19 protein-coding genes are annotated in these 25,102 nt (G+C 63.9%); 9 read left to right on the top strand and 10 right to left on the bottom strand.

The window, feature by feature from the left end:
• Nucleotides 1-218: 218 nt before the first annotated feature.
• From FJ426_RS18055 to hutI, 6 genes are all read right to left on the bottom strand, one after another.
• A complete protein-coding gene (locus tag FJ426_RS18055; RefSeq protein WP_140560554.1) occupies nt 219-8,795 on the bottom strand; it encodes a glucoamylase family protein in 8,577 nt (2,858 codons plus the stop codon).
• A 266-nt stretch (nt 8,796-9,061) separates the two neighbouring features.
• The gene (locus FJ426_RS18050; RefSeq protein WP_140560553.1) at nt 9,062-9,649 is read right to left on the bottom strand and encodes a HutD family protein; all 588 of its coding nucleotides are present in this window, start codon (nt 9,647-9,649) and stop codon (nt 9,062-9,064) included.
• An 11-nt stretch (nt 9,650-9,660) separates the two neighbouring features.
• Nucleotides 9,661-11,331, bottom strand: coding sequence for a urocanate hydratase (gene hutU, locus FJ426_RS18045; RefSeq protein ID WP_140560552.1), 1,671 nt, complete (start codon nt 11,329-11,331; stop codon nt 9,661-9,663).
• Nucleotides 11,332-11,367: 36 nt separating this feature from the next.
• Complete coding sequence (gene hutG, locus FJ426_RS18040; protein ID WP_140560551.1) at nt 11,368-12,183, bottom strand: N-formylglutamate deformylase; 816 nt, start codon at nt 12,181-12,183, stop codon at nt 11,368-11,370.
• 70 nt (nt 12,184-12,253) lie between these two features.
• Complete coding sequence (hutH, locus tag FJ426_RS18035; RefSeq protein WP_140557048.1) at nt 12,254-13,789, bottom strand: histidine ammonia-lyase; 1,536 nt, start codon at nt 13,787-13,789, stop codon at nt 12,254-12,256.
• Entirely contained in the window at nt 13,786-15,021 is a 1,236-nt protein-coding gene (hutI, locus tag FJ426_RS18030; RefSeq protein WP_140560550.1) for an imidazolonepropionase, read from the bottom strand. The genes hutH and hutI overlap by 4 nt, the downstream gene beginning before the upstream one ends.
• Nucleotides 15,022-15,117: 96 nt before the next feature.
• On the opposite strand from hutI, the gene FJ426_RS18025 reads away from it, so the two are divergent.
• Together FJ426_RS18025 and hutC are read left to right on the top strand one after the other, a co-directional pair.
• Nucleotides 15,118-16,473: a formimidoylglutamate deiminase gene (locus tag FJ426_RS18025; RefSeq protein WP_140560549.1), complete on the top strand. Its 1,356-nt coding sequence runs from the start codon at nt 15,118-15,120 to the stop codon at nt 16,471-16,473.
• Nucleotides 16,474-16,486: 13 nt separating this feature from the next.
• Entirely contained in the window at nt 16,487-17,230 is a 744-nt protein-coding gene (hutC, locus tag FJ426_RS18020) for a histidine utilization repressor (protein ID WP_140560548.1), read from the top strand.
• Between the two features lie 128 nt (nt 17,231-17,358).
• On the opposite strand, the gene FJ426_RS18015 is transcribed toward hutC, so the two are convergent.
• The gene (locus FJ426_RS18015) at nt 17,359-17,703 is read right to left on the bottom strand and encodes a RidA family protein (protein ID WP_056562755.1); all 345 of its coding nucleotides are present in this window, start codon (nt 17,701-17,703) and stop codon (nt 17,359-17,361) included.
• A 221-nt stretch (nt 17,704-17,924) separates the two neighbouring features.
• Here FJ426_RS18015 and aztA point away from each other — a divergent pair, with 221 nt between their 5' ends.
• The 4 genes from aztA to FJ426_RS17995 all read left to right on the top strand — a co-directional run bounded on the left by aztA (nt 17,925) and on the right by FJ426_RS17995 (nt 21,102).
• On the top strand, nt 17,925-18,773 hold the full coding sequence (gene aztA, locus FJ426_RS18010) for a zinc ABC transporter ATP-binding protein AztA (protein ID WP_140560547.1): 849 nt from the start codon (nt 17,925-17,927) through the stop codon (nt 18,771-18,773).
• Entirely contained in the window at nt 18,773-19,648 is an 876-nt protein-coding gene (aztB, locus tag FJ426_RS18005) for a zinc ABC transporter permease AztB (RefSeq protein ID WP_140557055.1), read from the top strand. The genes aztA and aztB overlap by 1 nt, the downstream gene beginning before the upstream one ends.
• Before the next feature lie 29 nt (nt 19,649-19,677).
• Entirely contained in the window at nt 19,678-20,619 is a 942-nt protein-coding gene (aztC, locus tag FJ426_RS18000) for a zinc ABC transporter substrate-binding protein AztC (RefSeq protein ID WP_140560546.1), read from the top strand.
• A 144-nt stretch (nt 20,620-20,763) separates the two neighbouring features.
• Entirely contained in the window at nt 20,764-21,102 is a 339-nt protein-coding gene (locus FJ426_RS17995; protein WP_140494156.1) for a TIGR01244 family sulfur transferase, read from the top strand.
• On the opposite strand, the gene FJ426_RS17990 is transcribed toward FJ426_RS17995, so the two are convergent.
• Nucleotides 21,099-21,566 (bottom strand): Lrp/AsnC family transcriptional regulator, encoded by a 468-nt coding sequence (locus tag FJ426_RS17990; protein WP_140560545.1) that lies wholly within the window; start codon nt 21,564-21,566, stop codon nt 21,099-21,101. The two genes, FJ426_RS17995 and FJ426_RS17990, sit on opposite strands and share 4 nt — an antisense overlap.
• Before the next feature lie 138 nt (nt 21,567-21,704).
• On the opposite strand from FJ426_RS17990, the gene hppD reads away from it, so the two are divergent.
• The 3 genes from hppD (at nt 21,705) to FJ426_RS17975 (ending at nt 23,486) form a co-directional block, all read left to right on the top strand.
• Nucleotides 21,705-22,817 carry a 4-hydroxyphenylpyruvate dioxygenase gene (gene hppD, locus FJ426_RS17985; RefSeq protein WP_140515607.1) on the top strand — a complete coding sequence of 371 codons (1,113 nt, stop codon included), beginning with the start codon at nt 21,705-21,707 and terminating at the stop codon, nt 22,815-22,817.
• A 70-nt stretch (nt 22,818-22,887) separates the two neighbouring features.
• The gene (locus FJ426_RS17980) at nt 22,888-23,112 is read left to right on the top strand and encodes a type II toxin-antitoxin system prevent-host-death family antitoxin (RefSeq protein ID WP_023813589.1); all 225 of its coding nucleotides are present in this window, start codon (nt 22,888-22,890) and stop codon (nt 23,110-23,112) included.
• Nucleotides 23,109-23,486, top strand: a complete 378-nt coding sequence (locus FJ426_RS17975; RefSeq protein ID WP_140494162.1) for a type II toxin-antitoxin system VapC family toxin — start codon at nt 23,109-23,111, stop codon at nt 23,484-23,486. The genes FJ426_RS17980 and FJ426_RS17975 overlap by 4 nt, the downstream gene beginning before the upstream one ends.
• Nucleotides 23,487-23,495: 9 nt before the next feature.
• Here the strand turns inward: FJ426_RS17975 and FJ426_RS17970 are convergent, their stop codons facing one another.
• Together FJ426_RS17970 and FJ426_RS17965 are read right to left on the bottom strand one after the other, a co-directional pair.
• Nucleotides 23,496-24,032, bottom strand: a complete 537-nt coding sequence (locus FJ426_RS17970) for a DinB family protein (protein WP_140494164.1) — start codon at nt 24,030-24,032, stop codon at nt 23,496-23,498.
• A gap of 19 nt (nt 24,033-24,051) precedes the next feature.
• The gene (locus FJ426_RS17965) at nt 24,052-25,065 is read right to left on the bottom strand and encodes a fumarylacetoacetate hydrolase family protein (protein ID WP_140560544.1); all 1,014 of its coding nucleotides are present in this window, start codon (nt 25,063-25,065) and stop codon (nt 24,052-24,054) included.
• Nucleotides 25,066-25,102: the final 37 nt, after the last annotated feature.

Here is a 25,102-nt window from a genome sequence, read left to right as displayed (position 1 = left end):
TCACGTGATCACCTAACGGGTTGAGATAAAAGGTGAAATGTCAGCCTTGCGGCAAAATCATGGCAGCCGCTGAGCGCTGCCAAATTTTTAATCACGGCGATCTTGCCCGGCATGGCCCGACCGGATCCGCCGGCTGCCCAAGCGGAGATCTGCAAATAGACAAAAGACTATCCCGCGCATTCCGGAGGATGCGCGGGACAGGGTTGAAGCTGTTGATTTTACGAGGGTATCTTCACGACAACTTCGACCTTGCTACCAGCCTTCGGTTGGAAAGACGCGGATTTCGTCTTCGAACCATCAACTTCAAGCGAGATCGACTTGGTCTTTTTGTCGCGGACGACACGCACCGTGACTTCGGCCCCCAGCATTTTGAGCGTGGCGGCGTAGCCATCCCAATGGCTGGGCAGTTTCGGCCTAAACGTGATCTGCTTTCCACGCCGCTCGATGCCGAGAATGCCTTCGACCGCCGCCCGGTACAGCCAGCCCGCCGAGCCCGTGTACCACGTCCAGCCACCGCGGCCGCCCTTGTTGTCGCTGGCATTGCCGTCGCCGGCGTAGATATCGGCCGCAACCACGTAGGGCTCGACGCGGTAACGCTCGGCCGAGGCCTCGTCCAATGCGTGGTTGACCGGGTTCAGCATCGAGAAGCAGCGATAGGCCTCGTCGTTCAGCCCCATTTCGGCCAGCGCGATGACGAACCAGGTGGCGGCATGGGTGTACTGGCCGCCATTCTCGCGAACGCCCGGCGGGTAGCTCTTGATGTAGCCCGGATCCTTCTTCGTCTTCGAAAAGGGCGGCGTGAACAGCTTGAGGATCTTGAGTTCGTCGTCGACGAGCAGCTTGGTCGCCTGCTGCATCGCCGTCGTCGAACGCGCCGGATCGCCCTCGCCCGAGAGCACGCTCCAGGACTGGGCGATGGAGTCGATCCTGCACTCCTGGGATGAGCGCGAACCGAGCGGCGTGCCATCGTCAAAACTGCCGCGCCGATACCATTCGCCGTCCCACGCCGTGCTCTCCAGCGCGCGTTTCAGCGCGTCGGCATGCTTTGCCCAGGCCTGCGCGTGCTTGGCATCACCCTCCGTCTTGGCCACGGCGGCGAAGTCGCCCAGCGTCCGCAGCAGGAACCATCCGAGCCAGACGCTCTCGCCCTTGCCTTGCTCGCCGACGCGGTTCATGCCGTCATTCCAGTCGCCGCCGAGGATCAGCGGCAGCCCGGCGGGACTGCTGCGCGCAATGGCAAGATCGAGCGCACGCGCGCAATGCTCGTAAAGGGACGCCGTCTTTTTCGAAATTTCGGGCGTGAAGAAAGCATCGTGCTCGCCCTCGCCGAGCGGCTGTCCATCGATGAAGGGCAGCTGCTCCTTCAGGATGGTGGCGTCACCCGTCACCAGCAGGTAGCGCGCGGTGGCATGGGCCAGCCAGACCACGTCGTCGGAGATCAGCGTACGCACACCCGCCCCGGTGCGCGGCAGCCACCAATGCTGCACGTCGCCTTCAGGGAACTGCCGACGCGCCGCGTTGAGGATCTGGTCTCGCGCCAGTTTGGGATCGTGCGCCAGCAGAGCCAGCGTGTCCTGCAACTGGTCGCGGAAGCCGAAGGCGCCACTGGCCTGATAGAAGGCAGAGCGGGCGCGGATGCGGCAGGCGAGGCTCTGGTAGGGCAGCCAGTGGTTGACCATGGCGTCGAGCGCCTTGTCCGGCGTTTCGACCTGAATGGTGTCGAGGAAGCCGCGCCACTCGCGCTCGTTGTCGGCCAGACGCTGGTCGAAATCCCTGCCCCGATGCTTGCGCACCAGGGCGCTCGCTTCCGCGGCCGAGCCGGCGTCCCCGAGCAGCCAGAACAGCGTGACGTCGCCGCCGGCCGGAACATCGATGTCGCGGGCGATTGCAGCGCAGGGATCGTCGCCGGCCTCCACGCGGCCTGACAGTCCCGCGCCGCTCAGCACCGCCTGCGGAAACTCGCTGGTGCCGTGCCGGCCCAGGAATTCAGTCCGGTCTGCTGTCACCGAATGCACGCCGTCATCGGCGGCGAGGAAGGCGACGCGCTCCCCGAAATCGAGCCCGTAGGGGTTCTGTGCCAGCAAGGCGCCGGTGGCGGCATCGCGCGACGGAACGATGGTCGCCGCCGTGCGCGAGCGATGTCCGCCCAGCACCCATTCGGCATAGGCATAGACGCGCAGCCTGGCCGGCGCCGGGCCGGCATTCTGGATGCGCAGGCGGGAAATCTTCACCGGGTCGACCGGGTCGACGACATGGGTGAGGTCCATCGACAATGAGCCGCGCTTCGACCGGAAGGTGGAGAACCCTTGGCCGTGCCACGTCTCGTAAGTCATCGACGGATCGCGCACCACGGCGGCGAGCGGCGAGAATGCCCGGCCACTGGCGTGATCATAGATATAGATGCCCTCACCGGGCCGGTTCGAAACCGGATCGTTCGACCACGGCGTCAGCTGGTAGTCGCGGCTGTTGCGGCTCCAGGTGAAGGCAGCGCCTTCGGCGGAGACGTGGAAGCCGAACGAGGCGTTGGAAATAACATTGATCCAGGGCTGGGGCGTGGTGCTGCGGCCGGCCAGGCGCACGACATAATGCCGCCCGTCGCCCTCGAAACCACCGAACCCGTTCCATTGGCTGAGCCCGTGCCCGTCCGCCGCCAGGGCCTGCGAGCCAAAGGAATGTGTCATAGACGCCAATTCAGGCAATGCCGCCGGCTGCTGGGCATCGCGCGCCTGCAAGGCCGCCACCTCGGCCCGCTCGATCTGATCGAAGATGGTGCCGTTGCGCGTGTGCAGAACCACGCGGGCAACCGCAAGCAGCGTCTTGTAGGTGGTCTCGTCCATCAGGTCGCGGCGCACGGCGAATATGTGCTGGCGCGGTCCGAGCTCCTTGCCGCGCAAACGGCTGTTCTCGCATAGGGATTCGACCGCCCGCTGCAGGTCCTGCACATAGGAGGAGGCCTGTTCGTTGACGACGACGAAATCGATCATCATGCCACGGGTGCGCATGTATTCCTGGAAACGCAGTGCCTGCGCGACGATTTCGAGATCGGCGACGTCGCCGATCCTGACCAGGAAGATCGGGAAATCGCCCGAGATGCTGGTCGGCCACAGGCTCGACTGCTTGCCCAGTCCCGAAGCGATGGATTCTGCCGGCAGGCGCAGGAATGGATCCGGATAGATCAGGTAGCGCGCCAGCTTCTGTACGTTGGCGGCGTCGGCCAGGCTGAGGCCGAGATGCCGGGTCTGCACCTGGCTGCGCGTCCAGGCGAGCATGGCCTGGCGGGCAAAGCTCTCCGGGTGGTCGAGCCGGGCAATGGCCTCCTCCAGCTCCGCGCGGTTGGAACCGACGACGGTCCAGAAGGTCAGCGATATCTTCTTGTTGGCGGGCACGCGCACCTGGCGGCGCAGCGAAGCGACCGGATCGAGGGTAAAGCCGGAATGGCCGCCAAGCCGGGCGCCCGGATCGAAAGCCGCAGCGTCGACGATGGTGCGGCCACGGCCGATAAAGGCGCGCCTGTCGGTCTCGGCTTCGGCGTCGCGCGCCGGACCGGACGGGTCGGTGACGAAATGCACCATCGTCACGTCTGGCTCGCTGGTCTCGCGCTTGCGCCGCGTGGCGAAGATCGCCCCATTGTTGGGGGCAATTTCGGTCTCCACGAACATTTTCGAGAAGGCGGGATGGGCATTGTCGGATACCTCCAGGCCCAGCACCAGCTCGGCGAAGGAGGTCACTTCGATGTGACGGTCGGTCGGTCCCTCGTTGAACAGCGTCACGCGGCGGCCTTCGCCGTTGCCTTCCGAGATGACGATGCATTCGACCTCGGAGCGCAGCGTGCCGACCAGTTTGACGAAGCTCGCCTTGTCGTCGGAGAACAGCGTCTGGGTGCGCTCCTCGGCCGCGCGCTTCGGCTCCGCCGTCGCCGACCACCAGTCGCCACTGCCTGCGTCGCGCAAGAAGATGTAGGAGCCGAGCCGGTCCTCGGTCGGATCCGGCTGCCAGCGCGTGACGGACAGATCGCCCCACCGGCTGTAGCCGGAGCCTGTCGCGGTGACCATCACCGAATAGCGGCCGTTCGACATCACGTTGGTCGAACGCAGTGCCCGCACAGGATCGAGCACGATGCGGGTGTCGGGACTCTCGGTTTCGGTCTCGTCCTTCGCCCGTTCGTCCGCCTCGGTTCTGACGGTCGCAGTCGGGATGTCGCGCGGCGCCCTCTCCTGGAGCAGAAGTTCGGCCGACTCGATGACCGGATCGCTGTGAAAACGGTCGCGCAGGCGACCCTCGAAAATGGCATCGGCGACCGCCGCGATCGACATACCGGAATGGTGGGCCATGTAGTTCTGCACGACGACGTGATCGGTGCCTTCCGGCACGCGCTGCGGCGTGAAATCGACCGCGTCGTAGTAACCATGGCGGCCAAGCGCGCCGAGCTCCCGCAGTCGCGCTAGGTTCTGCACCGCTTCGCGCGGGTTGAACTGCGCGGCCAGCACGGTGGCGTAAGGCGCGATCACCGTGTTCTGGCCAAGGCCGCGCTTCAACCCGAGACCAGGCACGCCGAAATTGGTGTACTGGTAGGTCAGCTCGCGGTCGCGGGCGTTGTAGGCCGCTTCCGAGATGCCCCAGGGCACGTTCTTCTGGCGGCCATACTGGATCTGACGTTTGATGATCAGCTTGCTGGTCTGGTTGAGAATCGAACCTTGCGGTTCCTTCATCACCAGCGGCGGCATCAGATACTCGAACATCGAGCCGGACCAGGACATCAGCGCGCCCTGGAAGCCTATCTCGACGATCGGCCGGCCAAGCCGGAACCAGTGCTCAGTCGGCAGGTCGCCCTTTGCGATGGCGAACAGGCTGGTCAGCCGCGCCTCGGAGGCCAGAAGATCGTAGCAGCTCTCGTCGAGCTGGTGCTCCTCGACCCGGTAGCCGATCGACAGCAGCTTGCGCTCCGGCCGCATCAGGAACGAGAACTCCATCTCGAAGGCGAAGCGGCGCGTGCGCTCGCGCAGGGTGAGCAGCTTGGCCCGCAGCGCCTCGACCGCGTTGTCGTCGCTGTGGGCGTCGTGGACATGCGCCTCGCAGGTCGCTTCGAGCCTGGCCGCCCAGTCGACGATGACATCGCTCTGTGGCGATGCCGCCTCGGTGTGGATGGCGGTGGCGAGCTTGCGGATCTCGCCGGCCAGCACAGCCAAATTGATGGTGCGGATCGAGGCCATTTCCGGCTGCGCCTTGATGGTGTCGACGGCGCGCCGCATGCCGTCGAGGCGGTCGGCAAGGCGCTGGCGCAGCGGCCGCAGCTGACGGCGGTCGTCGGGCAGCTCATCCAGGCTCTCGCCGAGGATGGTCACTGTGTCGAGGATGCCCTCGAAATCGCCCTGGAGATGAACGGACGGCGCCTCGGCCCATTCGGCGCAGGCCGCCGCCACCGCCACCAAATGGCCGGCGAGATTGCCGCTGTCGACAGCCGAGATGTAGAGCGGATAGAGCGGCTTCAGTGTGGTGGTGTCGTACCAGTTGAAGAGATGGCCGCGGTTGCGCGGCATGCTCTCGATGGTCGTCATGGTGGCATCGATGCGGGTGATGGCGTCGGACAGGCTGATCCAGCCGAAATCGCGAGCCGAGACGACCGACAGGAGATAGACGCCGATATTGGTCGGGGAGGTGCGCGGCGCGACCACCGGCGCCGGGCTCTCCTGGAAATTGTCCGGCGGCAGGTGATGATGCTCCGCCGTGACGAAGGTTTCGAAATAGTGCCAGGTGCGGCGCGCCACGGTGCGCAGCGCATGGATGTCGGCCTGCGAGATGCGCAGCCGGTCCTCGGTCTCGGCCGAGCGGCTGATCCAGCTGGCGATCGCCGGGGAGCCGATCCAGAACAGAGCGAAGAAAAAGGCGACGAAGGCGCCGGTGGAATCGGCCAGCACCGGAATGGCGAGGCCGACGAAGCCGATGATCACGGCGCCGTACATCATGCCGTAGTAGGAGCCGATGTCGTTGTCGCCGGCCTTGTGCGCCTGCGAGGCGGTGCGCCATTCCAGCAGGTTCTGCCGGGAGACGAACAGCCGGTAGAGCGTGCGCACGATGGCGTCGCCCATCATCCAGGCGTTATGCGCCATCAGCACGATCTTCAAGGCCACCATGGCGGTGCCGAAGGCCACGTCGCGCGCCAGCGCGGAGAAATGGCCGCGCGGCGTCTGGTCACCGCTCTTGGGCAGTATGGCGTTGACGACGTCGAAAGTGGGCGCCATGAACAGGCTGAGGATCAGCAATGCCTGCCATTGTGCTGCCTGCGTGAAGGGCAGCAGCGTCCAGCCGGCGATCGCCGCCATCACCCAGAAGATCGGCGTCAGCGAGCGGCGCAGATTGTCGACCATCTTCCAACGCGACAGCGCCGGGACGCCGGAGCGCGGATCGAGGATGAAGCCCAGGAGCTGCCAATCGCCGCGCGCCCAGCGATGGTGGCGCGAGGCGTCGACCGAATAGCGGGTCGGGTAATCCTCGACCAGTTCGACGTCGGTGACGAGCGCAGAACGCGCCAGCGCGCCTTCGAGCAGATCGTGGCTGAGGATGGTGTTTTCCTCGATGCGGCCCTGCAACGCGGCCTCGAAGGCATCGACGTGGTAGAGGCCCTTGCCGGTGAAGGAACCGTCGCCGAAGACGTCCTGGTACAGGTCGGACACCGCAAAGACATAAGGATCGAGGCCGCGATTGGCCGAGAAGACCCGTTGGAAGAACGACGCCTCGTCGCCGCTGGTCAGCGAAGCGGTGATACGTGGCTGCAGGATCGTGTAGCCCGAGGTGACGACGCGCCTGGTGGCATCGAAATGCGGTCGGTTGAGCGGGTGGCAGAGCTTGCCGACAAGCGTAGCGACCGCATCGCGGGTGGTGCGCGTGTCGGCGTCGAGCGTCATTACGTGAACGACTTTTTCCGGCAGCGGCACATCGAGCGGCAGGAAGGTGGTGTCGCTGTCGCCGCGCAGCAGCAGGTCAAGCTCGTGCAGCTTGCCGCGCTTGCGCTCCCAGCCCATCCAGCATCCCTGCGCGGCATTATAGAGCCGGCGCCGGTGCAGGAGATAGAAGCGCGGCGCGCCTTCGGCGGGATAGCGGGCGTTGAGGCGGGCGATCTCGTCACGGGCGAATTCGAGAATCTCGGTGTCGGCCGCGTCGATCTCGGTCTTGCTGTCGGGCCAGTCCGACAGCAGGGCGAAGTGGATCTCGTCCGCCAGATTGGCGAGGTAGTGCACTTCGATGTTGCGGATGTTTTCCTCGACGTCGTCGCGCGAGCCGATCAGCGACGGCACCACCACCAGCGTGCGTGCCTCGGACGGCACGCCGTGCCTGTAGTCATAGCCGATAAGGCGCGTCGGCTTGAGGAACAGCGAGACAACGGTATTGAAGAAAGCGAGCGCGCCTTCGCTGGCCGGCACGGCAAACAGCGCCAGCATCAAGACGATCGAAGGCACAGACAGGCCGAGATTGGCAAGGGCATTGCCGGACACCACCAGCAGCAGCACGGTCAGCGCAAAGACCGGCAGGACGATGCCCAGCCATCCGGTCTTGGCAAAGGTGCGCTTGACGGTCTGACTGACGGTCGGTCGGTAGCCGATCGCCTTTTCCAGCTCCAGCCGGCGTGGCCCGACAAGGAAAAAACCGACATCCGTGTGCGCTAAAGGAGCCGCAAGGCCATCTGCGCCGTCGGCGGCGGATGCAATTTCGTTGGTGATCTGGCCGGCCAGTTCGATCGCCTTTTCGGCGACGCGATATTCCGACAGATTCGAGCGGCGGGCCAGCTCTTCGATCGCGGTCCGGTACTGGTCACGCGAGAAGAAATCGAGCGCGGCGAAGTCGGTGCGCTCGCGCAGCACCGTGTCGATACGGCTGACGCCCTCGAACCACACCGTCCAGTCGATATCGTTGATGAGACGCAGGCCGCGTATGATGTTGCCGGTCGTCACATTGCCGCTGGACAGCGTATGATGCTCGGAAATGATGATTTCCTCGGCGTCCGAGCCGGTCTTCTCGAGTTCGCCTTCCAGCCACTCCAGCGCCTTGCCTGCATTCTGCGAGCCGTCGCGCAAGCGGTAGAGCAGTTGCGTGGCAAAGGTGGTGTCCTGGGCGTGCGCGCTGAAATTGGCCAGGATCGCTTGCCGGTCGCGGGTATCGTCGGTCGCCAGCACCTTGTCGGCGACATCATTGGCGATCTGGCGCATCTGCCGGGTGCGGTTGACCCTGACCGCAAGGCGGCGAAGATTTTCGATCAGAACGAAGCGCAACAGCGACGGCAGCGCCCAGAGTTCGCCGATCTTCAGCGGCTCGACCGACTGGAAGCCCTGGACGATGGCCTTGAACATGGTCGCGGAGACGGAACTGTCGGAATGCGCCACATAAGTCCAGGCCAGCGCCAGCGCGCGCGGCACGCCGCCGCCGTCCGGCAGCTTCAGCGTCGGCAGTTGACGATAGAAGCGGCGCGGCAGGTCGCGCTTGACCTGGAAAATGGTTTCCTCGACCAGATAGTTGTTGTCGAGCAGCCATTGCGCCGCGGGCGTGATGGTCTCGCCCCTCGCCTGCGCGGCGTTGGTCGAACGGTAGACTTCGAGGATCTTCTTGGCGCTGTCGCGGATGCGGGCCTGGAAATCGAATGGCGTCAGGCCGAACAGATCCGCGAGATCGCCCTTGGCCAGGCTTTCACCGAGCAGCCGAAGGCGTTCCTCCGGCAGGAAAATGGATCTTATCGGTTCTTCCGTGATGGGCGGGAAGCTCGCGCTAGTCTTTTCGATTTGTGCTGGATTCGTCTGAATATTCATTGAAAATTCCGTAAGCGGGCACTCAGCGGCGTCACCGCCACGGCAATGGCCCTAAAACCGATTCAAATGCAATTGGTTGCATGCCCAGCTTTTGCCGAAAATTGTTTCCGCACCACGACAAGGCATCGTCTTTCGACAGTTTCAAAGACGAACGCCCCTCACTCCCGCCGAGACCGATCGACGGAAAGGATTCAGGCTTTTTCGTGATCCCGGCTGGAGCTTACCCTATATTTCGCCGGCATCACGATCATGTTTGGAAACAAGCGTTAATCGTTGGGTCGAATGCCATCGATCCGGACCACGAATACTGTCGGGTGGTCGATGGGCTTGATGCGCAGGCCAGCTGTGGCTGAGGCAGTCAGGAGTGCGTCGAGGTGGCTAAGGCGAATAGGCTCTGCGGCGGAAACCAAGACTTCCCCACCCAGGCACAGGACGAGGGTCGCTCTGCTTTCAATCCCGATTTCCAAAGGGTTCGACATTACGAGGCGTTCGACGGAATGCCTCATGCGGCCACGCCGGGTCATCACGTTGAGATCGGTGATCGGACCGGCGATCAGTTCGGCACTGGTCGGCCGGTCGGCCGGAAAGGAAAGCGGGGCTGAAGCGGCGGTCAGGCGCGCCGGCGGCTGGCCGGCGACATCAAGAACGATCCCCTCGCCTTCCAATACCGACAGGGTGCGGTCAATGCCGGCAAAGCTGGAGAACGGCCCGCTGCCTTCGACGCGGGCCATCGAGACACGCCAATCGAAGGTGTCGAGCCCGGCATCGGCCGGCGAGACGGCGATTTCCGTCGTCACGCCGCCGCCGTTCTTCCACGGCATCGATTTGTATTCGGCTGCCCGCAGGACGCGCATCGGTCGGCCTGTTATCCCAGAATGCCGGGCAAATTGAGCTGATGCTCCCTGGCGCAATCGATGGCGATGTCGTAGCCGGCGTCGGCGTGCCTCATGACGCCGGTCGCCGGATCGTTCCACAGCACCCGCTCCAGGCGCCTGGCTGCCTCAGGCGTGCCGTCCGCGACGATGACCATGCCTGCATGCTGGGAAAAGCCCATGCCGACACCGCCGCCATGGTGCAGCGACACCCAGGTGGCGCCCGATGCCGTGTTGAGCAAGGCGTTCAGCAGCGGCCAGTCGGAAACCGCATCCGAGCCGTCCTTCATCGCCTCGGTCTCGCGGTTCGGCGAGGCGACCGAGCCGGAATCGAGATGGTCCCGGCCGATGACGACAGGCGCCTTGAGTTCGCCTTTGGCTACCATCTCGTTGAAGGCCAAGCCCAGCCGGTGGCGGTCGCCGAGGCCGACCCAGCAGATGCGCGCCGGCAAGCCCTGGAAAGCGATGCGCTCGCGCGCCATGTCCAGCCAGTTGTGCAGATGCGTGTTGCCGGGCGTCAGTTCGCGCACCTTGGCGTCGGTCTTGTAGATGTCCTCCGGATCGCCGGAAAGGGCCGCCCAGCGGAACGGGCCGATGCCGCGGCAGAACAGCGGCCGGATATAGGCCGGCACGAAGCCTGGGAAGGCAAAGGCGTTCTCGAAGCCTTCTTCCTTGGCGACCTGGCGGATGTTGTTGCCGTAGTCGAGCGTCGGCACGCCGGCGTTCCAGAAGGCCACCATCGCCTCGACATGCTCGCGCATCGAGGCGCGGGCGGCTTTCTCGACTGCTTTCGGGTCGGACGTGCGCTTCTCGCGCCACTCGGCCAGCGTCCAGCCCTTGGGCAGATAGCCGTTCAACGGATCGTGCGCCGAAGTCTGGTCGGTGACCATATCGGGGCGCACGCCGCGCCGCACCAGCTCGGGCACGATATCGGCGGTGTTGCCGACCAAGCCGACCGACTTCGCCTCGCCTGCCCTGGTCCAGCGCGCGATTTTCTCCAGCGCCTCGTCAAGCGTGTCGGCCCGCTCGTCGACATAGCGGGTGCGCAGCCGGAAATCGATGCGGTCGGGATCGCATTCGACGGCCAGGCAGCAGGCGCCGGCCATGACGGCGGCGAGAGGCTGCGCGCCGCCCATGCCGCCGAGGCCGCCAGTCAGGATCCATTTGCCCCTGAGATCGCCGCCATAGTGCTGGCGTCCGGCTTCGACGAAGGTCTCGTAGGTGCCCTGCACGATGCCTTGCGTGCCGATATAGATCCACGAGCCGGCCGTCATCTGGCCGTACATCATCAGGCCTTTCCTATCGAGCTCGTTGAATTTCTCCCAGGTCGCCCAATGCGGCACCAAATTGGAGTTGGCGATCAAAACGCGCGGCGCGTCCGGATGGGTGCGGAAGACGCCGACCGGCTTGCCGGACTGCACCAGCAGCGTCTCGTCCTCGCCAAGCGTCTTCAGCGAAGCGGCGATGCGGTCGAAATCGTTCCAGGTGCGCGCCGCCCGGCCGATGCCGCCATAGACGACCAGTTCGTTGGGATTTTCGGCGACATCGGGATCGAGATTGTTCATCAGCATGCGCAGCGGCGCTTCGGTCGTCCAATACCTGGCGTTGAGCTTGTCGCCGCGGGGGCTGCGCACTTCGCGGATGTTGTGGCGAGGATCGGTCATGTCGTCACTTCCCTTTCAGATGAGCGCGGCGAGGCGTCAGCTCTCGACCCACGAAATCGCGGTCTCGAGGATGGATGTCAGTGTGGCGCGGATCGGCGCGGCGAAGGCGGCGTCATAAGGCACCGGCCAGTTGTCGGGCGCGCCCTTGCCTTCGGGCTCTCGCATGTAGCCGCGGTTGGACAGTTCCATCTGCAGCGCATGGACGCCGTTTTGCGGCTGGCCGAAATGGCGCGTGATCCACCCGCCCTTGAAGCGGCCATTGACCACGAAGGTCTCGCCGGACTCGGCCAGGATCCCGGCGACCTTTTCCTGCAGCGCCGGATCCGTGCTCTTGCCGTCATTGGTGCCGAGATTGAAGACCGGCAGCGTGCCATCGAACAGGCGCGGCAGCACAGAGCGGATCGAGTGGCAGTCATAGAGGACGATTTTGCCATGCAATCCGCGCAGCCGGTCGATCTCGGCCTGGAGCGCGGCATGATAGGGCATGAAGAATTTTCGGCGGCGCTCGTCGATTTCCGACGGCCCCGGTTCCTCGCCTGTACGGTAGAGCGGATCGCCGTCGAAGGTTTCGGTCGGGCACAGCCCGGTCGTCGCCTGACCAGGGTAGAGCGAGGCGCCGGACGGATCGCGATTGACGTCGATGACGGTGCGCGAGATGGCGGTGTGCACGACGGTGGCGCCAAGACCTGCGGCGAAATCATAGAGCTTGTCGATCCACCAGTCGCAGTCGCGCTGGCCAAGCCAGCTCGAGACCAGCCGGTTGTCGAGACCGGCGAGATCGATGCCGGTGTGCGGCATGGAAACCAGCAGCGGCGCGGTGCCTTGTTTTACCGTCAGCCAAGGAGGTGTCATGCGAGGCCTCCGCAGGTTGGAGCTCTACGGCTGGGATGAGAAGGAACGTAACCTACCATGCCAAGCATTCTCATGAGGCAATTCCCGGCAGCGCCACCGCGCTCGCCGCCTTCACCGCTGCACCGCTGCGCACCATGGCGATGGCTTTCTCCATGTCGGGATGGAAATGCCGGTCGTTGTCGAGATGCGGCACCTCCGCCCTGACCAATTTGCGCACCGCTTCGAGTGCGGTGCTGGAAGCGAGCGGCGCGTGGAAATCGCAGCCCTGGGTCGCGGCCAGCAACTCGATGCCGATGACGGCCGTGGCGTTCTCGACCATGCCGATCAGCCGGCGCGCACCATGTGCGGCCATCGAGACGTGATCCTCCTGGTTGGCCGAGGTCGGGATCGAATCGACGCTTGCTGGATAGGCCTTCTGCTTGTTTTCGGAAACCAGCGCTGCCGCCGTCACCTGCGGGATCATGAAGCCGGAATTCAGGCCGGGCTTCGGCGTCAAAAAGGCGGGCATGCCCGACAGCGCAGGGTCGACCAGCATGGCGATGCGGCGCTCCGACAGCGAGCCGATCTCGCAGACGGCGAGTGCAATCATGTCGGCTGCGAAAGCCACCGGCTCGGCATGGAAATTGCCGCCCGACAAGGCGGTGTCGTCCTCGGCGAAGATCAAGGGATTGTCGGTGACGCCATTGGCTTCCGTGCCGAGCGTGTCGGCCGCCTTGCGCAACACGTCCAGAGCGGCCCCCATCACCTGCGGCTGGCAGCGCAGGCAATAGGGATCCTGCACGCGCTCGTCGCCGACGCGGTGGGATTCGCGGATGGCGCTGCCGGCCATCAGACTGCGCAGCGCATTCGCCGTCTCGATCTGGCCGCGATGCTTCCTCAAGAGATGGATGCGCGGATCGAAGGGGGCGTCCGAGCCCCTGGCGGCGTCGGTGGACAGTGCACCCGCGACCAGTGCCGACTGGTAGAGAACTTCGGCCTCGAACAAGCCCGCCAGCGCGTAGGCGGTCGAGAATTGCGTGCCGTTAAGCAGCGCCAGCCCTTCCTTGGCGCCAAGGATGACAGGCTCCAGCCCATGCGAGACGAAGGCGACCTTGGCCGGGAAGCGGCCATGCGGCGTGAAGCATTCGCCGACGCCGATCATCACGGCCGTCATGTGTGACAGCGGCGCGAGGTCGCCGGAGGCGCCGACCGAACCTTGCGCCGGCACCACCGGGATGACATCGTTGGCCAGCATCGCTTCCAGCAGCTCGATGGTGCGCGACCGCACGCCGGAGGCGCCCTGCGCCAGGCTGGCAAGCTTCAAGGCCATCATCAGCCTGCAAACAGCGACCGGCATCGGCTCGCCGACGCCGGCGGCGTGCGAGAGCACGATGTTACGCTGAAGCGTTTCGAGATCCTGGGCAGGAATGCGGACGCTGGCCAGTTTGCCGAAACCGGTGTTGATGCCATAGACCGGCTCGCCCTTGGCGACGATGCGTGCGACAGCCTCCGCACTCGCCTTGATCTTTGGCCGGCAGGCATCGTCGAGCCTGGGCACGGCGCCGCGATAGATGGCGCGCCAGTCGGCCAGGGTCACGTTGCCGGGTTTCAGTACGAGTTCGGTCATTGTCCTCTCCAGATGCGCGCGTGCAAGGGGTTGAAGCCCATGCGGTAGACGAGTTCGGCAGGGCGCTCGATGCTCCAGATCGCTAGATCGGCGGATTTGCCCGCCTCCAGCGTGCCGGTCTGTCCGAGCAGACCCAGTGCGCGGGCGGCTTCGCGGGTCACGCCCGCGAGGCATTCATCGACCGTCATGCCGAACAAGGTCGCCGCCATGTTCATGGTCAGCAGCAACGACGTCAGCGGCGAGGTGCCGGGATTGTTGTCGGTGGCGACGGCCATCCTGACGTCATGCCTGCGGAATAATTCGATCGGAGGTTTCTTCGTCTCGCGAATAAAATAGTAAGCGCCGGGCAGGATCGTCGCCACGCTGCCCGATGCAGCCATTGCCGCCGCGCCTGCCTCATCGGTATATTCGAGATGGTCGGCCGACAGCGCGCCATAGCGCGCGGCGAGTTCGGCGCCGTGCAGGTTCGACAATTGGTCGGCATGGAGCTTTACCGGCAGGCCAAGCGCCTTTGCGGCTTCGAAGACCCGTGCCATCTGCTCGACCGAAAACGCGATGCCTTCGCAGAAACCATCGACGGCGTCGGCAAGCCCGTCGGCAGCGATGGCCGGCAGGATCGTGGCGGTGATGAGATCGATGAAGGCGTCCTTGTCGCCCTTGGCTTCCGGCGGCAAGGCATGGGCGCCGAGAAAGGTCGTGCGGATCGTCACCGGGCGCTCGGCGCCCAAACGGCGCGCCGCGCGCAGCGACTTTTTCTCGTTTTCCAGGTCAAGGCCATAGCCGGACTTGACCTCGACGGTGGTGGCGCCCTCGGCGATCAGCGCATCCAGACGCGGCAGTGTCTGGGCGACCAGTTCGTCCTCACCCGCGGCACGCAAGGCCCTGACCGACGAAACGATGCCGCCGCCGGCCCTGGCGACCTCCTCATAGGTGGCGCCGGCCAGCCGCATCTCGAACTCGTTGGCGCGGTCGCCGGCGTGGACGAGATGGGTGTGGCAGTCGATCAGGCCGGGCGTGATCCAGCGGCCCTCGCAATCGACAATCTCGGCATACCGCTCGAACGCCGCCGGAATATCGGCTTCGGCTCCGGCATAGACGATGATGCCGTCACGCGCGGCGACGGCGCCCTTTTCGACGACGCCCTGCCCTGCCGCACCTTCGGCAAAAGTCGCAAGGCGCGCATTGCGCCATATGCGAACCGCCGCCGTCCGGCTCCTGCTTTCTCCAGCCATCATATTTTCCCTTTGAAAGGATGGCGGTTATGTATATACATATTAAAAAGCACCGCAAGTGCTATTGTCATCATAAGCCAGGATTCGGAGAACAACGTGACGGCGATCTTTGCGGAACAGGCGCTTCTGCCGGAAGGCTGGCGAAGCAATGTGCGCATCGCCCTGGGCGGAGGCCGCGTTGCGGCAATCGACGCCGGGGTTGCGCCGAACACCGGCGACGAGCGCCACGCCATCGTCCTGCCGGGCATTCCCAACCTGCATAGCCACGCGTTCCAGCGCGGCATGGCCGGACTTGCCGAGTTGCGCGGCCCGTCGGCCGACAGTTTCTGGAGTTGGCGCGAGGTGATGTACCGTTTCGCGCTGTCGATGACGCCCGACCAGGTCGAGGCGGTAGCCGCCCAACTCTATGTCGAGATGCTGGAGGCCGGCTTTTCGCGTGTGGGCGAATTTCATTATCTGCATCACGACCGCGACGGAAAGCCCTACGCCAACATTGCCGAAATGGCCGAGCGCATCGCGGCCGCCGCCGCAGAAACCGGCATAGGCTTGACGCTGCTGCCGGTCTTCTATGCACACTCTTCTTTCGGCGGCGCGGCTCCCAACGAAGGTCAGCGCAGATTTCTCAATGATGTTAACCGGTTCTCACGCCTGGTTGAGAAAAGTCGCGAATGCGTTCGCGCCTTGAATCAAGCGGTCATCGGCGTCGCCCCCCATAGTTTGCGTGCCGCGACGGTCGAGGAGTTGCGACAAGTCGCTGCGATGGCGCCGGACGGGCCGATCCACATCCACGTCGCGGAACAAGTGAAGGAGGTCGAGGACTGCATTGCCTGGTCGGGCGCGCGTCCGGTCGAGTTTCTGCTTGGCCATGCCAATGTCGACCGGCGCTGGTGCCTGATCCATGCCACCCATATGACCGATGCCGAGACCATGGCGATGGCAAAAAGCGGCGCGATCGCTGGGCTGTGCCCGATCACCGAAGCCAATCTCGGCGATGGCATTTTTGCGGCGCCGCTGTTCGCGCAACATGGCGGCCGCTTCGGCGTCGGCTCCGATTCCAACGTGCTGATCGGGCTGCCGGACGAACTTCGGCAACTCGAATATTCGCAGCGTCTTGCCCACCGCGCCCGCAACGTGCTGGCGGTCGCCGGCGGCTCGACCGGCCGCGCGCTGTTCGACGCAGCGCTTGACGGCGGCAGCGTCGCCCTTGGCGCCGGCGCCTCGCGGATCGCCATTGGCGCATCCGCCGACCTCGTATCCCTCGACCACAGCCAGGCTTCGCTTGCCGGCAAGACCGGAGACGCGATCCTCGACGCCTGGATCTTCGCCAACGGGACCAAGGTCGATTGCGTCTGGGTGCACGGCCAAAGGCAAGTCAGCGGCGGCAGGCACGCCAGGCGCGACGCCATCGCGGCGCGTTTCCGCAATGTCATGACCGCGCTTTCGGCAGGCTGATCAGGGACAGCCCATGAGCATGGTCGCGACAGCGGAGACGGAGGGCGGCGAGACGGTGTCGCTGCATCAGCGCATCCTGTCGGACATAAGCGAGAAAATCCTGTCCGGCGCCTGGGCGCCGGGGCATCGCATCCCGTTCGAGCACGAGCTGACGGCCGAATATGATTGCTCGCGCATGACGGTGAACAAGGCGCTGTCGCAGCTTGCCAAGTCAGGACTGATCGAACGCCGCCGGCGCTCAGGCAGCTTCGTGCGTCAGCCGCAATCGCAAGCGGCGGTGCTGGAAATCCACGACATCAGGATCGAGGTCGAAGCGCTCGGCCTGCCCTATCGCTATGAGCGGCTGGCGCGCCTGAAGCGGCGCAGCAGCGCGCAAGGCCGGTCGCTGCTCGGGCTTTCCGCCTCGGGTTCGGTGCTATCGCTGGAATGCCTGCATTTCGCCGGAGAACGGCCGTTCGCGCTCGAAGAGCGGCTGATCAATCTCTCCGCCGTCAAGGAAGCCGGCGAGGAAGAGTTCCTGGATATTGCGCCGGGCCCGTGGCTGATCGGCCGTGTGCCGTGGAGCGAGGCCGAGCATCGCATTCGTGCTGTTGCCGCCGACGAGCGTGTTGCCGGTGCCCTCGACATCGGCCTTGGTGCGGCCTGTCTTATGGTCGAGCGCCGGACATGGAGTGCCGAGCACCCGGTCACCCATGTGCGCTTCACCTATGCAGCCGAGAGCCACACGTTGGTGGCAAGATTCACGCCGCAGGCCTGACCCTCCCCCTCTCCGGGAGGGTCGCGGAGCCGACGTTGCGGAGCAAGGTTGGCGAGACGGGTGGGGTGAGCGCCGCTCCCACCCCGCTGCTGCGCAGCGACCCTCCCACAAGGGAGAGGGTAAAAAGCTCAGATCGCCGCGGTGATAATGATCTCGACCAGATATTCCGGACCGGCGAGCTTGGCTTCGCCGGTGGCGCGTGCGGGTGTGTGGCCCTGCGGCACCCACTTGTCCCATTCCGAGTTCATCTCGGCGAAGGTGCCCATGTCGGCCAGCCAGATGATCGCCTGGACGATCTTGGTCTTGTCGGTGCCGGCCTTGGCCAACAATTCGTCGATCGTCGCCAGAATATCGCGGGTCTGCGAGGCGACGTTGCCGCCCGGCTCTCCGACCTGGCCGGCCAGATAGACGGTATTGCCGTGAATGACGATCTGGCTCATGCGCGGGCCAACATCGATGCGACGAATGCTCATGGGAGGTTTCCTTCCTTTGTGGTCGCGCCTCTTTAGAGTTGGCATCGGCTTCGGGCAAGGCCGAGCGTTCCAAATCCCCTTGGACCAGCAGCGCCGGAGGGTCACGGCAAGTTGAGCCGGCAGCCACAATTCCGCTCGATTGGCTTGTTGACTAATGTAATAACATCACATATCCAATCGGCGCTGCCCGGCAGCTGCACTACCGCCCCACGGACCGTCAAATGACCGAAACCTGCCTGACATTCCGTGACCTGACGCTTGGCTATAACAGCCATCCGGCAATCCATCATCTGGACGGCATCATACGCAAAGGCTCGCTGACCGCCGTCGTTGGCGCCAATGGCTCGGGCAAGTCGACGTTGATGAAGGGTATCGTCGGCGTGCTGAAGCCGATGGCCGGCGCGGTGACGCGGGCGCCCGGCGTGCGCGCCGCCTATCTGCCGCAGCAGTCGGAACTCGACCGCAGCTTTCCGGCCCGGGTCGTCGATCTGGTCTCGCTCGGCCTGTGGCCGAAACGCGGGCTGCTCGGCCGCCATACCAAGGAGGATCGCCAATCCGTCAGCGAGGCGTTGATGGCGGTCGGCCTTGGCGGCTTCGAGACCCGCCCGATCGACACGCTGTCGGGCGGCCAGTTGCAGCGCACCTTGTTTGCCCGCGTGCTGTTGCAGGATGCGGATCTCATCCTGCTCGACGAGCCGTTCAACGCCGTCGATGCAAAGACGATGGGCGATCTTATTGCGCTGATCAAGCGCTGGCATGGCGAGGAACGCACAATCATGGTCGTCGTCCACGACCTCGACCTTGTCCGGCAGAATTTTCCCGAAACGCTGCTGCTGGCCCGCCAGCCTGTCGCCTGGGGCGAGACGAAGGAGACGCTGCGGCCTGAGAATCTCCTGCGGGCCAGGCGCTTCCATGAAGCGTGGGAAGAGAACGCGCCATGGTGCGAGCCGGGCGGACCCGATCATGACCATGACGGACATGACCATGAGGGACATGGTCACGATCATGATGAGCCTGCCCATGCACAGGATCGTCACCACCATCATGGCGCCGGACCAAGGGCTGCATGATGAACGTCTTCTACGAACTCTTCATCGCGCCTTTCGCCGATTTCGCCTTCATGCAGCGGGCGCTGTTCGGCTCGCTGATGCTGTCGCTCGGCGCCTGTCCGGTCGGCGTGTTCCTGATGTTGCGGCGCATGAGCCTCTCGGGCGACGCCATGGCGCACGCGATCCTGCCGGGCGCCGCCGCCGGCTTCCTGCTTTACGGGCTGGAAATCCTGCCGATGACGATTGGCGGCCTGATCGCCGGCATCGTCGTTGCACTCGGCGCGGGCGCCGTCTCGCGATTCACCATCCAGCGCGAAGACGCCTCGATGGCCGCCTTCTACCTAATTTCGCTCGCCGTCGGCGTGCTGATGGTTTCGGTCCGTGGCTCCAGCGTCGACCTCATGCATGTGCTGTTCGGTACGGTGCTGGCGCTCAACGATGAAGCGCTGACGCTGATCGGCGGCATCGTGCTGGTGACGCTTGCCAGCCTTGCCGTCTTCTGGCGGGCCTTGGTCGCCGAATGCCTCGACCCGCTATTCCTGCGCTCGGTCAGCCGGTGGGGCAGTCCGGTGCATTTCATTTTCCTCGGCCTCGTCGTGCTCAACCTCGTTGGCGGCTTCCAGGCGCTGGGCACGCTTCTGTCGGTCGGGCTGATGATGCTGCCGGCCGCCGCGGCCCGTTTCTGGACCGTGCGCGTCGAACCGATGTGCGTGCTGGCCGTGCTGATCGGCTTTGCCTCCTGCATCGCCGGACTGCTTCTGTCCTACCACGCCTCGCTGCCCTCAGGCCCGGCGATCATCCTGTCGGCAGGCGTCGTCTATTTCGCCTCGATCCTGTTCGGCACGCGCGGCGCGCTGCGCGCCCGCATCGTCCATCACCGTCATCGGACGGCCTGATCTATCCCTAGCCTCCAAGGAGACCGCCCATGTTGAAATCGATCCGCGCCGCCCTCACGATGAGCGTTATAACATTAACTGCTCTCGGCGCGTCGTCGGCCTTTGCGGCGCCCTTGAAAGTGGTCGCGAGTTTCACCGTCATTGCCGATTTCGCCAGGAATGTCGGCGGCGACCGCGTCAACATCACCACCATCGTGGGACCCGACGGCGATGCGCATGTCTACGAGCCGAGCCCGGCTGATGCGGTCGCCATGGCGGGCGCCGATCTGGTGCTGGTCAACGGCCTGCATTTCGAGGGCTTTCTACAGCGGCTGGTCGATGCCAGCGCCACCAAGGCCTCGATCGTCACCCTGACCAAGGGCGTGGCGGCGATCGACTTCAAACCGGAATTCGCCGATGCGGACGCGGCGGAGGGTGCGGGTACCGGCGGCAGCAAGACGGTCACCGACCCGCATGCCTTCCAGTCGATCGCCAACGCCAAGATCTATGTGAAGAACATTGCCGAGGCGTTCTGTGCGGCCGACAATGATGGCTGCGTCAGCTACCAGACCAACGCCGCGGCTTACACAAAGAAGCTCGACGCGCTCGAAGGTGAAGTGAAGGCGGCGATCCAGTCCATTCCCGAGGCAAAACGCGTTGTCATCACCTCGCATGACGCGTTCGGCTATTTCGAGCACGAATACGGCCTGACCTTCCTAGCGCCGGAGGGCGTCTCGACGGACTCCGAACCGTCGGCCGCCGACGTCGCCAAGCTGGTCGAGCAGGTCAAGCAGGACAAAGCGGCGGCGATCTTCGTCGAGAACATCACCAATCCGCGACTGATCGAGCAGATCGCCAGCGAGACCGGCATCAAAGTCGGCGGCACGCTCTATTCCGACGCGCTGTCGCAGCCCGACGGCCCGGCCTCGACCTATATCGACATGATGCACAACAACATCACGCAGATCAAAGGCGCGATCCTCGGCAGTTGAGCCGCTCCGACCCAACCGGGCCCTCGCGGCCCGGTTGGATTTTCCGGTCAGCACTCGCTATTTGGCAGAGAAATCCCTCGGCGTGGATTGCCGGCCGTGCCGGGGAGTGGCAAGACTGCCCAACCAGATTGCGAGGACACCACAATGGAATACCGCGAGATCAGCGAGGACTATTCGGTCTCGGGCCAGATCCAGCCCGAGGACGTCGCCGCCATCAAGGCAGCAGGCTTCAAGAGCGTGATCTGCAACCGGCCGGACGACGAGCAGCCCGGCCAGCCTTCGGCCGACACGCTCAAGGCCGCAGTCGAGGCTGCCGGGCTTGCCTTCCGCTACATTCCCGTCATCAGCGGCCAGATCACCGCGGAGAATGTCGAGGACCAGGGACAAGCGCTCGACGAGCTGGAAGGCCCGGTGTTCGCCTACTGCCGTTCCGGCGCTCGCTGCACCAATCTCTACGGGCTGATCCAACAGTCGAAGGGTTAGATCGGCAGCGCGCCCGTCTCCTTGAGCGTCTCGAGCACAATCGCCGTCTTGACGTGCTGCACGGATTCGTGCGGCAAGAGCACGCCATTGACGAACTCCGACAATGATTTCAGGTCGGGCGTAACCACCTTCAGGATATAATCCATTTCGCCGGTCAGCGCGTGCGCCTCCTGCACTTCGGGCAGCCGCGCCACGAGTTCGCCGAAGCGCCGCGCATTGTCGCGGTTGTGGGTGGCCAAGGTCACCGAGATGACGTTGACCAGCGAAAAGCCCAGCCGGTCGCGGTCAAGCACGGCGCGATAGCCCTTGATATAGCCGTCCTCCTCAAGCCGCTGGCGGCGGCGCGAGCATTGCGAGGCCGAGAGGTTCACCCGCTCCGAAAGGTCGTTGTTGGTGAGCCGTGCGTCACACTGCAACAGCGCCAATATCTTGCGATCAAACTGATCAAGACGCGCATTATTCATGATACTTCAAAAAACCATGCACATTTCATGCATCAGATAAACATTTCAAGCGTTTGAATGCAAGCACCGTGCGACCTGCCCGCGCTATGATGAGTTGAGATGGCCCATCCAGGCCAAGCCAGCTTCCGGAGGATTATCATGGGTCCCTTCCCGCACGACGCCCCGCCCGCCAAGATCAGCAAGACCAACCCCGCCGGCACCGACGGTTTCGAGTTCGTCGAATTCGCGCATCCGGAGCCGCGGAAGCTGGCCGAGTTGTTCACCCGCATGGGCTACGTAGCCGTGGCCAGGCATCGCACGAAGGACATCACCGTCTGGCGGCAAGGCGACATCAACTATGTCGTCAACGCCGAGCCCAGCTCGCATGCGATGAAGTTCGTCGACAAGCATGGCCCATGCGCCTCCTCGATGGCGTGGCGGGTCGTGGACGCCAAGCATGCCTTCGAACACGCGGTATCGAAAGGAGCCACGCCTTACGAAGGCGCCGACAAGACGCTTGACGTGCCGGCGATCGTTGGCATCGGCGGCTCGCTGCTCTACTTCATCGAAACCTATGGCGAGAGGGGTTCGGCCTATGATGCCGAATTCGAATGGCTGGGCAAACGCGACCCCAGGCCGGAAGGCGTCGGCTTCTATTTCCTCGACCACCTCACGCATAATGTCTACCGCGGCAACATGGACAAATGGTGGGATTTCTACCGCGACCTGTTTGGCTTCAAGCAGATACATTTCTTCGACATCGACGGCAAGATCACCGGGCTGGTCAGCCGAGCGATCACCTCGCCCTGCGGCAAGATCCGCATTCCGCTCAACGAGTCCAAGGACGACACCAGCCAGATCGCCGAATATCTGAAGAAGTACAATGGCGAGGGCATCCAGCACATAGCGGTGGGCACCGACGCGATCTACGAGGCCACCGACAAGCTTGCCGCCAATGGGCTGAAATTCATGCCCGGCCCGCCGGAGACCTATTACGAGATGTCGCATGCACGCGTGAACGGCCATGACGAGCCGATCGAGCGCATGAAGAAGCATGGCATTTTGATCGACGGTGAAGGCGTGGTCGACGGCGGCACGACGAAGATCCTCTTGCAGATCTTCTCCAAGACCGTGATCGGACCGATCTTCTTCGAATTCATCCAGCGCAAAGGCGACGAAGGCTTTGGCGAAGGCAATTTCCGCGCACTGTTCGAATCGATCGAGCAGGACCAGATCAAGCGCGGCGTGATCAAGGTGCAGGCCGCGGAGTAGATCGATCCCGACCAGGTGGCTTGCGGTTCGATAAATTATGACCTAAATTATGGTCACAAAGGATCGAGCCATGAATGTTTCCATCGCCGAGGCCAAGGCCAAATTGTCGGAACTCGTCAGCCGCGCGGAAGCCGGTGAAGAGATTGTACTCACGCGCCACGGCAAGGTGGCTGCGCGTATCGTGCCTCCGGCAGCGGCGGAACCCTTGCCGCGTATCGGCGCGTTGAAAGGCAAGATCTGGATTGCGGACGATTTTGACGAACTCGGCCCCGAATGGGACGAGTACGTCAAATGATGATCGGCCCGTTTCTCGCCGATACACATATCATCCTTTGGTCGATTTCGGACGATCGACGTCTCAGCAAGCACTACCGCGCCATCCTGGCTTCGGAAGCGGTGGTGTTCGCCAGCGCGGCAAGCGTCTGGGAAATTGCCATCAAGCGCTCAATCAGAAAACTCGATGCGCCGGATGATCTGCCAACACTGCTTCCAAGGATGCAATTTCAGCCGCTCGCCGTCACCTTCCAGCATGCGAACGCTGTCGCTGGCCTACCCCACCACCATGGCGATCCATTCGACAGACTACTGATTGCGCAGGCGCAAATGGACAAACTAACCATCATGACATCCGACCCGCATTTCGCCCGCTACGACGTCGCCCTGACATAAGCAGTGGTCTCACAAACCCAGCCGTCCAACCTCCTCCTGCCTCAGCTTCAAATCATAATCGAGCAGGAACTCGTCGAGTTGCGGCGGCGCGACCGACGTGCCGGACAGCATCGCGTGCACCTGGCCGCGATGGTGGATGTCATGCAGGAAAACATGGGCGAGGATATCGCCGATCTTTTCCGGGATCATGCCGTCTCCACGCCGGTCAGTGATGACATGGCGGTCGAGGTCGGCTTCCAACAAGGCATCGCAGAAGGTGATCAGCCTGCGGTCGAACTTGATCTGGGCCACTGACAAATCGGCTGCGTTATCGAACGGCACGAAATCATCGTACACCGCGGCGCCGATACCGCCCTGCTCCAGAAAATCGAGATAGAGAAGATCGACCGCAAGGATGTGGTTGAGCGTCGCCCTTATCGACGGGAAGAAGCTGATGCGATTGGCTTCGAATTCACCAGGCCCCAGCATAAGCACGGCGCGGTAGAGCCGGTCGTTCGACCAGCGGTTGTTGCGGGCCATTCGGCGCAGGTGATCAAGCAGGTTCATCCTTCAACTTCTTGCGCTCTCACCCTTCATATTTCTCGACCGTCTGCTCGATGGCGCCGAAGATCGAATGCCCGGCCTTGTCCTTCATCTCTATGCGCACCGTGTCGCCGAAACGCAGAAACGGCGTCTTCGGCTCGCCGCTCTCGATGGTCTCGATCATGCGCAGTTCAGCGATGCAGGAATAGCCAGCGCCGCCGGCCGCGACAGGCTTGCCAGGCTCACCGCCGAGCTTGTTGGAGACGGTGCCGGAGCCGATGATGGTGCCGGCCGCCAGCGGCCGTGTTTTCGCCGCGTGCACGATGAGCGCGGGGAAATCGAACGTCATGTCGACGCCGGCATTCGCCCGGCCGAAAGGTTTGCCGTTGAGGTCGGCAAGCAGCGGCAGGCTGACCTTGCCGCCATCCCAGGCCTCGCCCAACTCGTCCGGCGTCACCGCGACCGGCGAGAAGGCCGAGGACGGCTTGGATTGAAAGAAGCCGAACCCCTTGGCGAGTTCCGGTCCGGTAATGGCACGCAGCGTCACGTCGTTGACCAGCATCACTAGGCGAATCGCCTCCCACGCTTTTTCAAGGCCAGCGCCCATCGGCACATCATCGACAACGACCGCGACTTCCGCCTCCATGTCGATGCCAAAGGCCTCGTCGGCCGTGCGGATCGGGTCTCGCGGCGGGATGAAGCTGTCGGAGCCGCCCTGATAGATCAGCGGGTCGGTCCAGAAGCTTGCCGGCATTTCGGCGCCGCGTGCTTTTCGCACCAGCTCGACATGGTTCACATAGGCCGAACCGTCAGCCCATTGATAGGCGCGCGGCAGCGGCGAATGGGCATTATGTTCGTGAAAGCGCGCCGACGGCACCGCATTGCTCTCGAGCGACTCCGCCATTGCGGCCAAATGCGGCGAAATCCGCCGCCAATCGTCGAGCGCCGCCTGCAGCGTCGGCACCAGGAAGGAGGCATCAGTGAAGCGTGTAAGATCGCGCGAGACGACGACGAGCTTTCCGTCGCGCGTCCCGTTCTTCAATGTGGCAAGCTTCATGCGGTTTCCTCTCCTGACGCGGCCTTGCGCCGCAAGG

The sequence above is a fragment of the Mesorhizobium sp. B2-6-4 genome, from assembly GCF_006441495.1.
Lineage (GTDB): Bacteria > Pseudomonadota > Alphaproteobacteria > Rhizobiales > Rhizobiaceae > Mesorhizobium.
The sequence above is the reverse complement of the archived record's forward strand: the minus strand, read 5'-3'. Positions and strand labels throughout refer to the sequence as shown.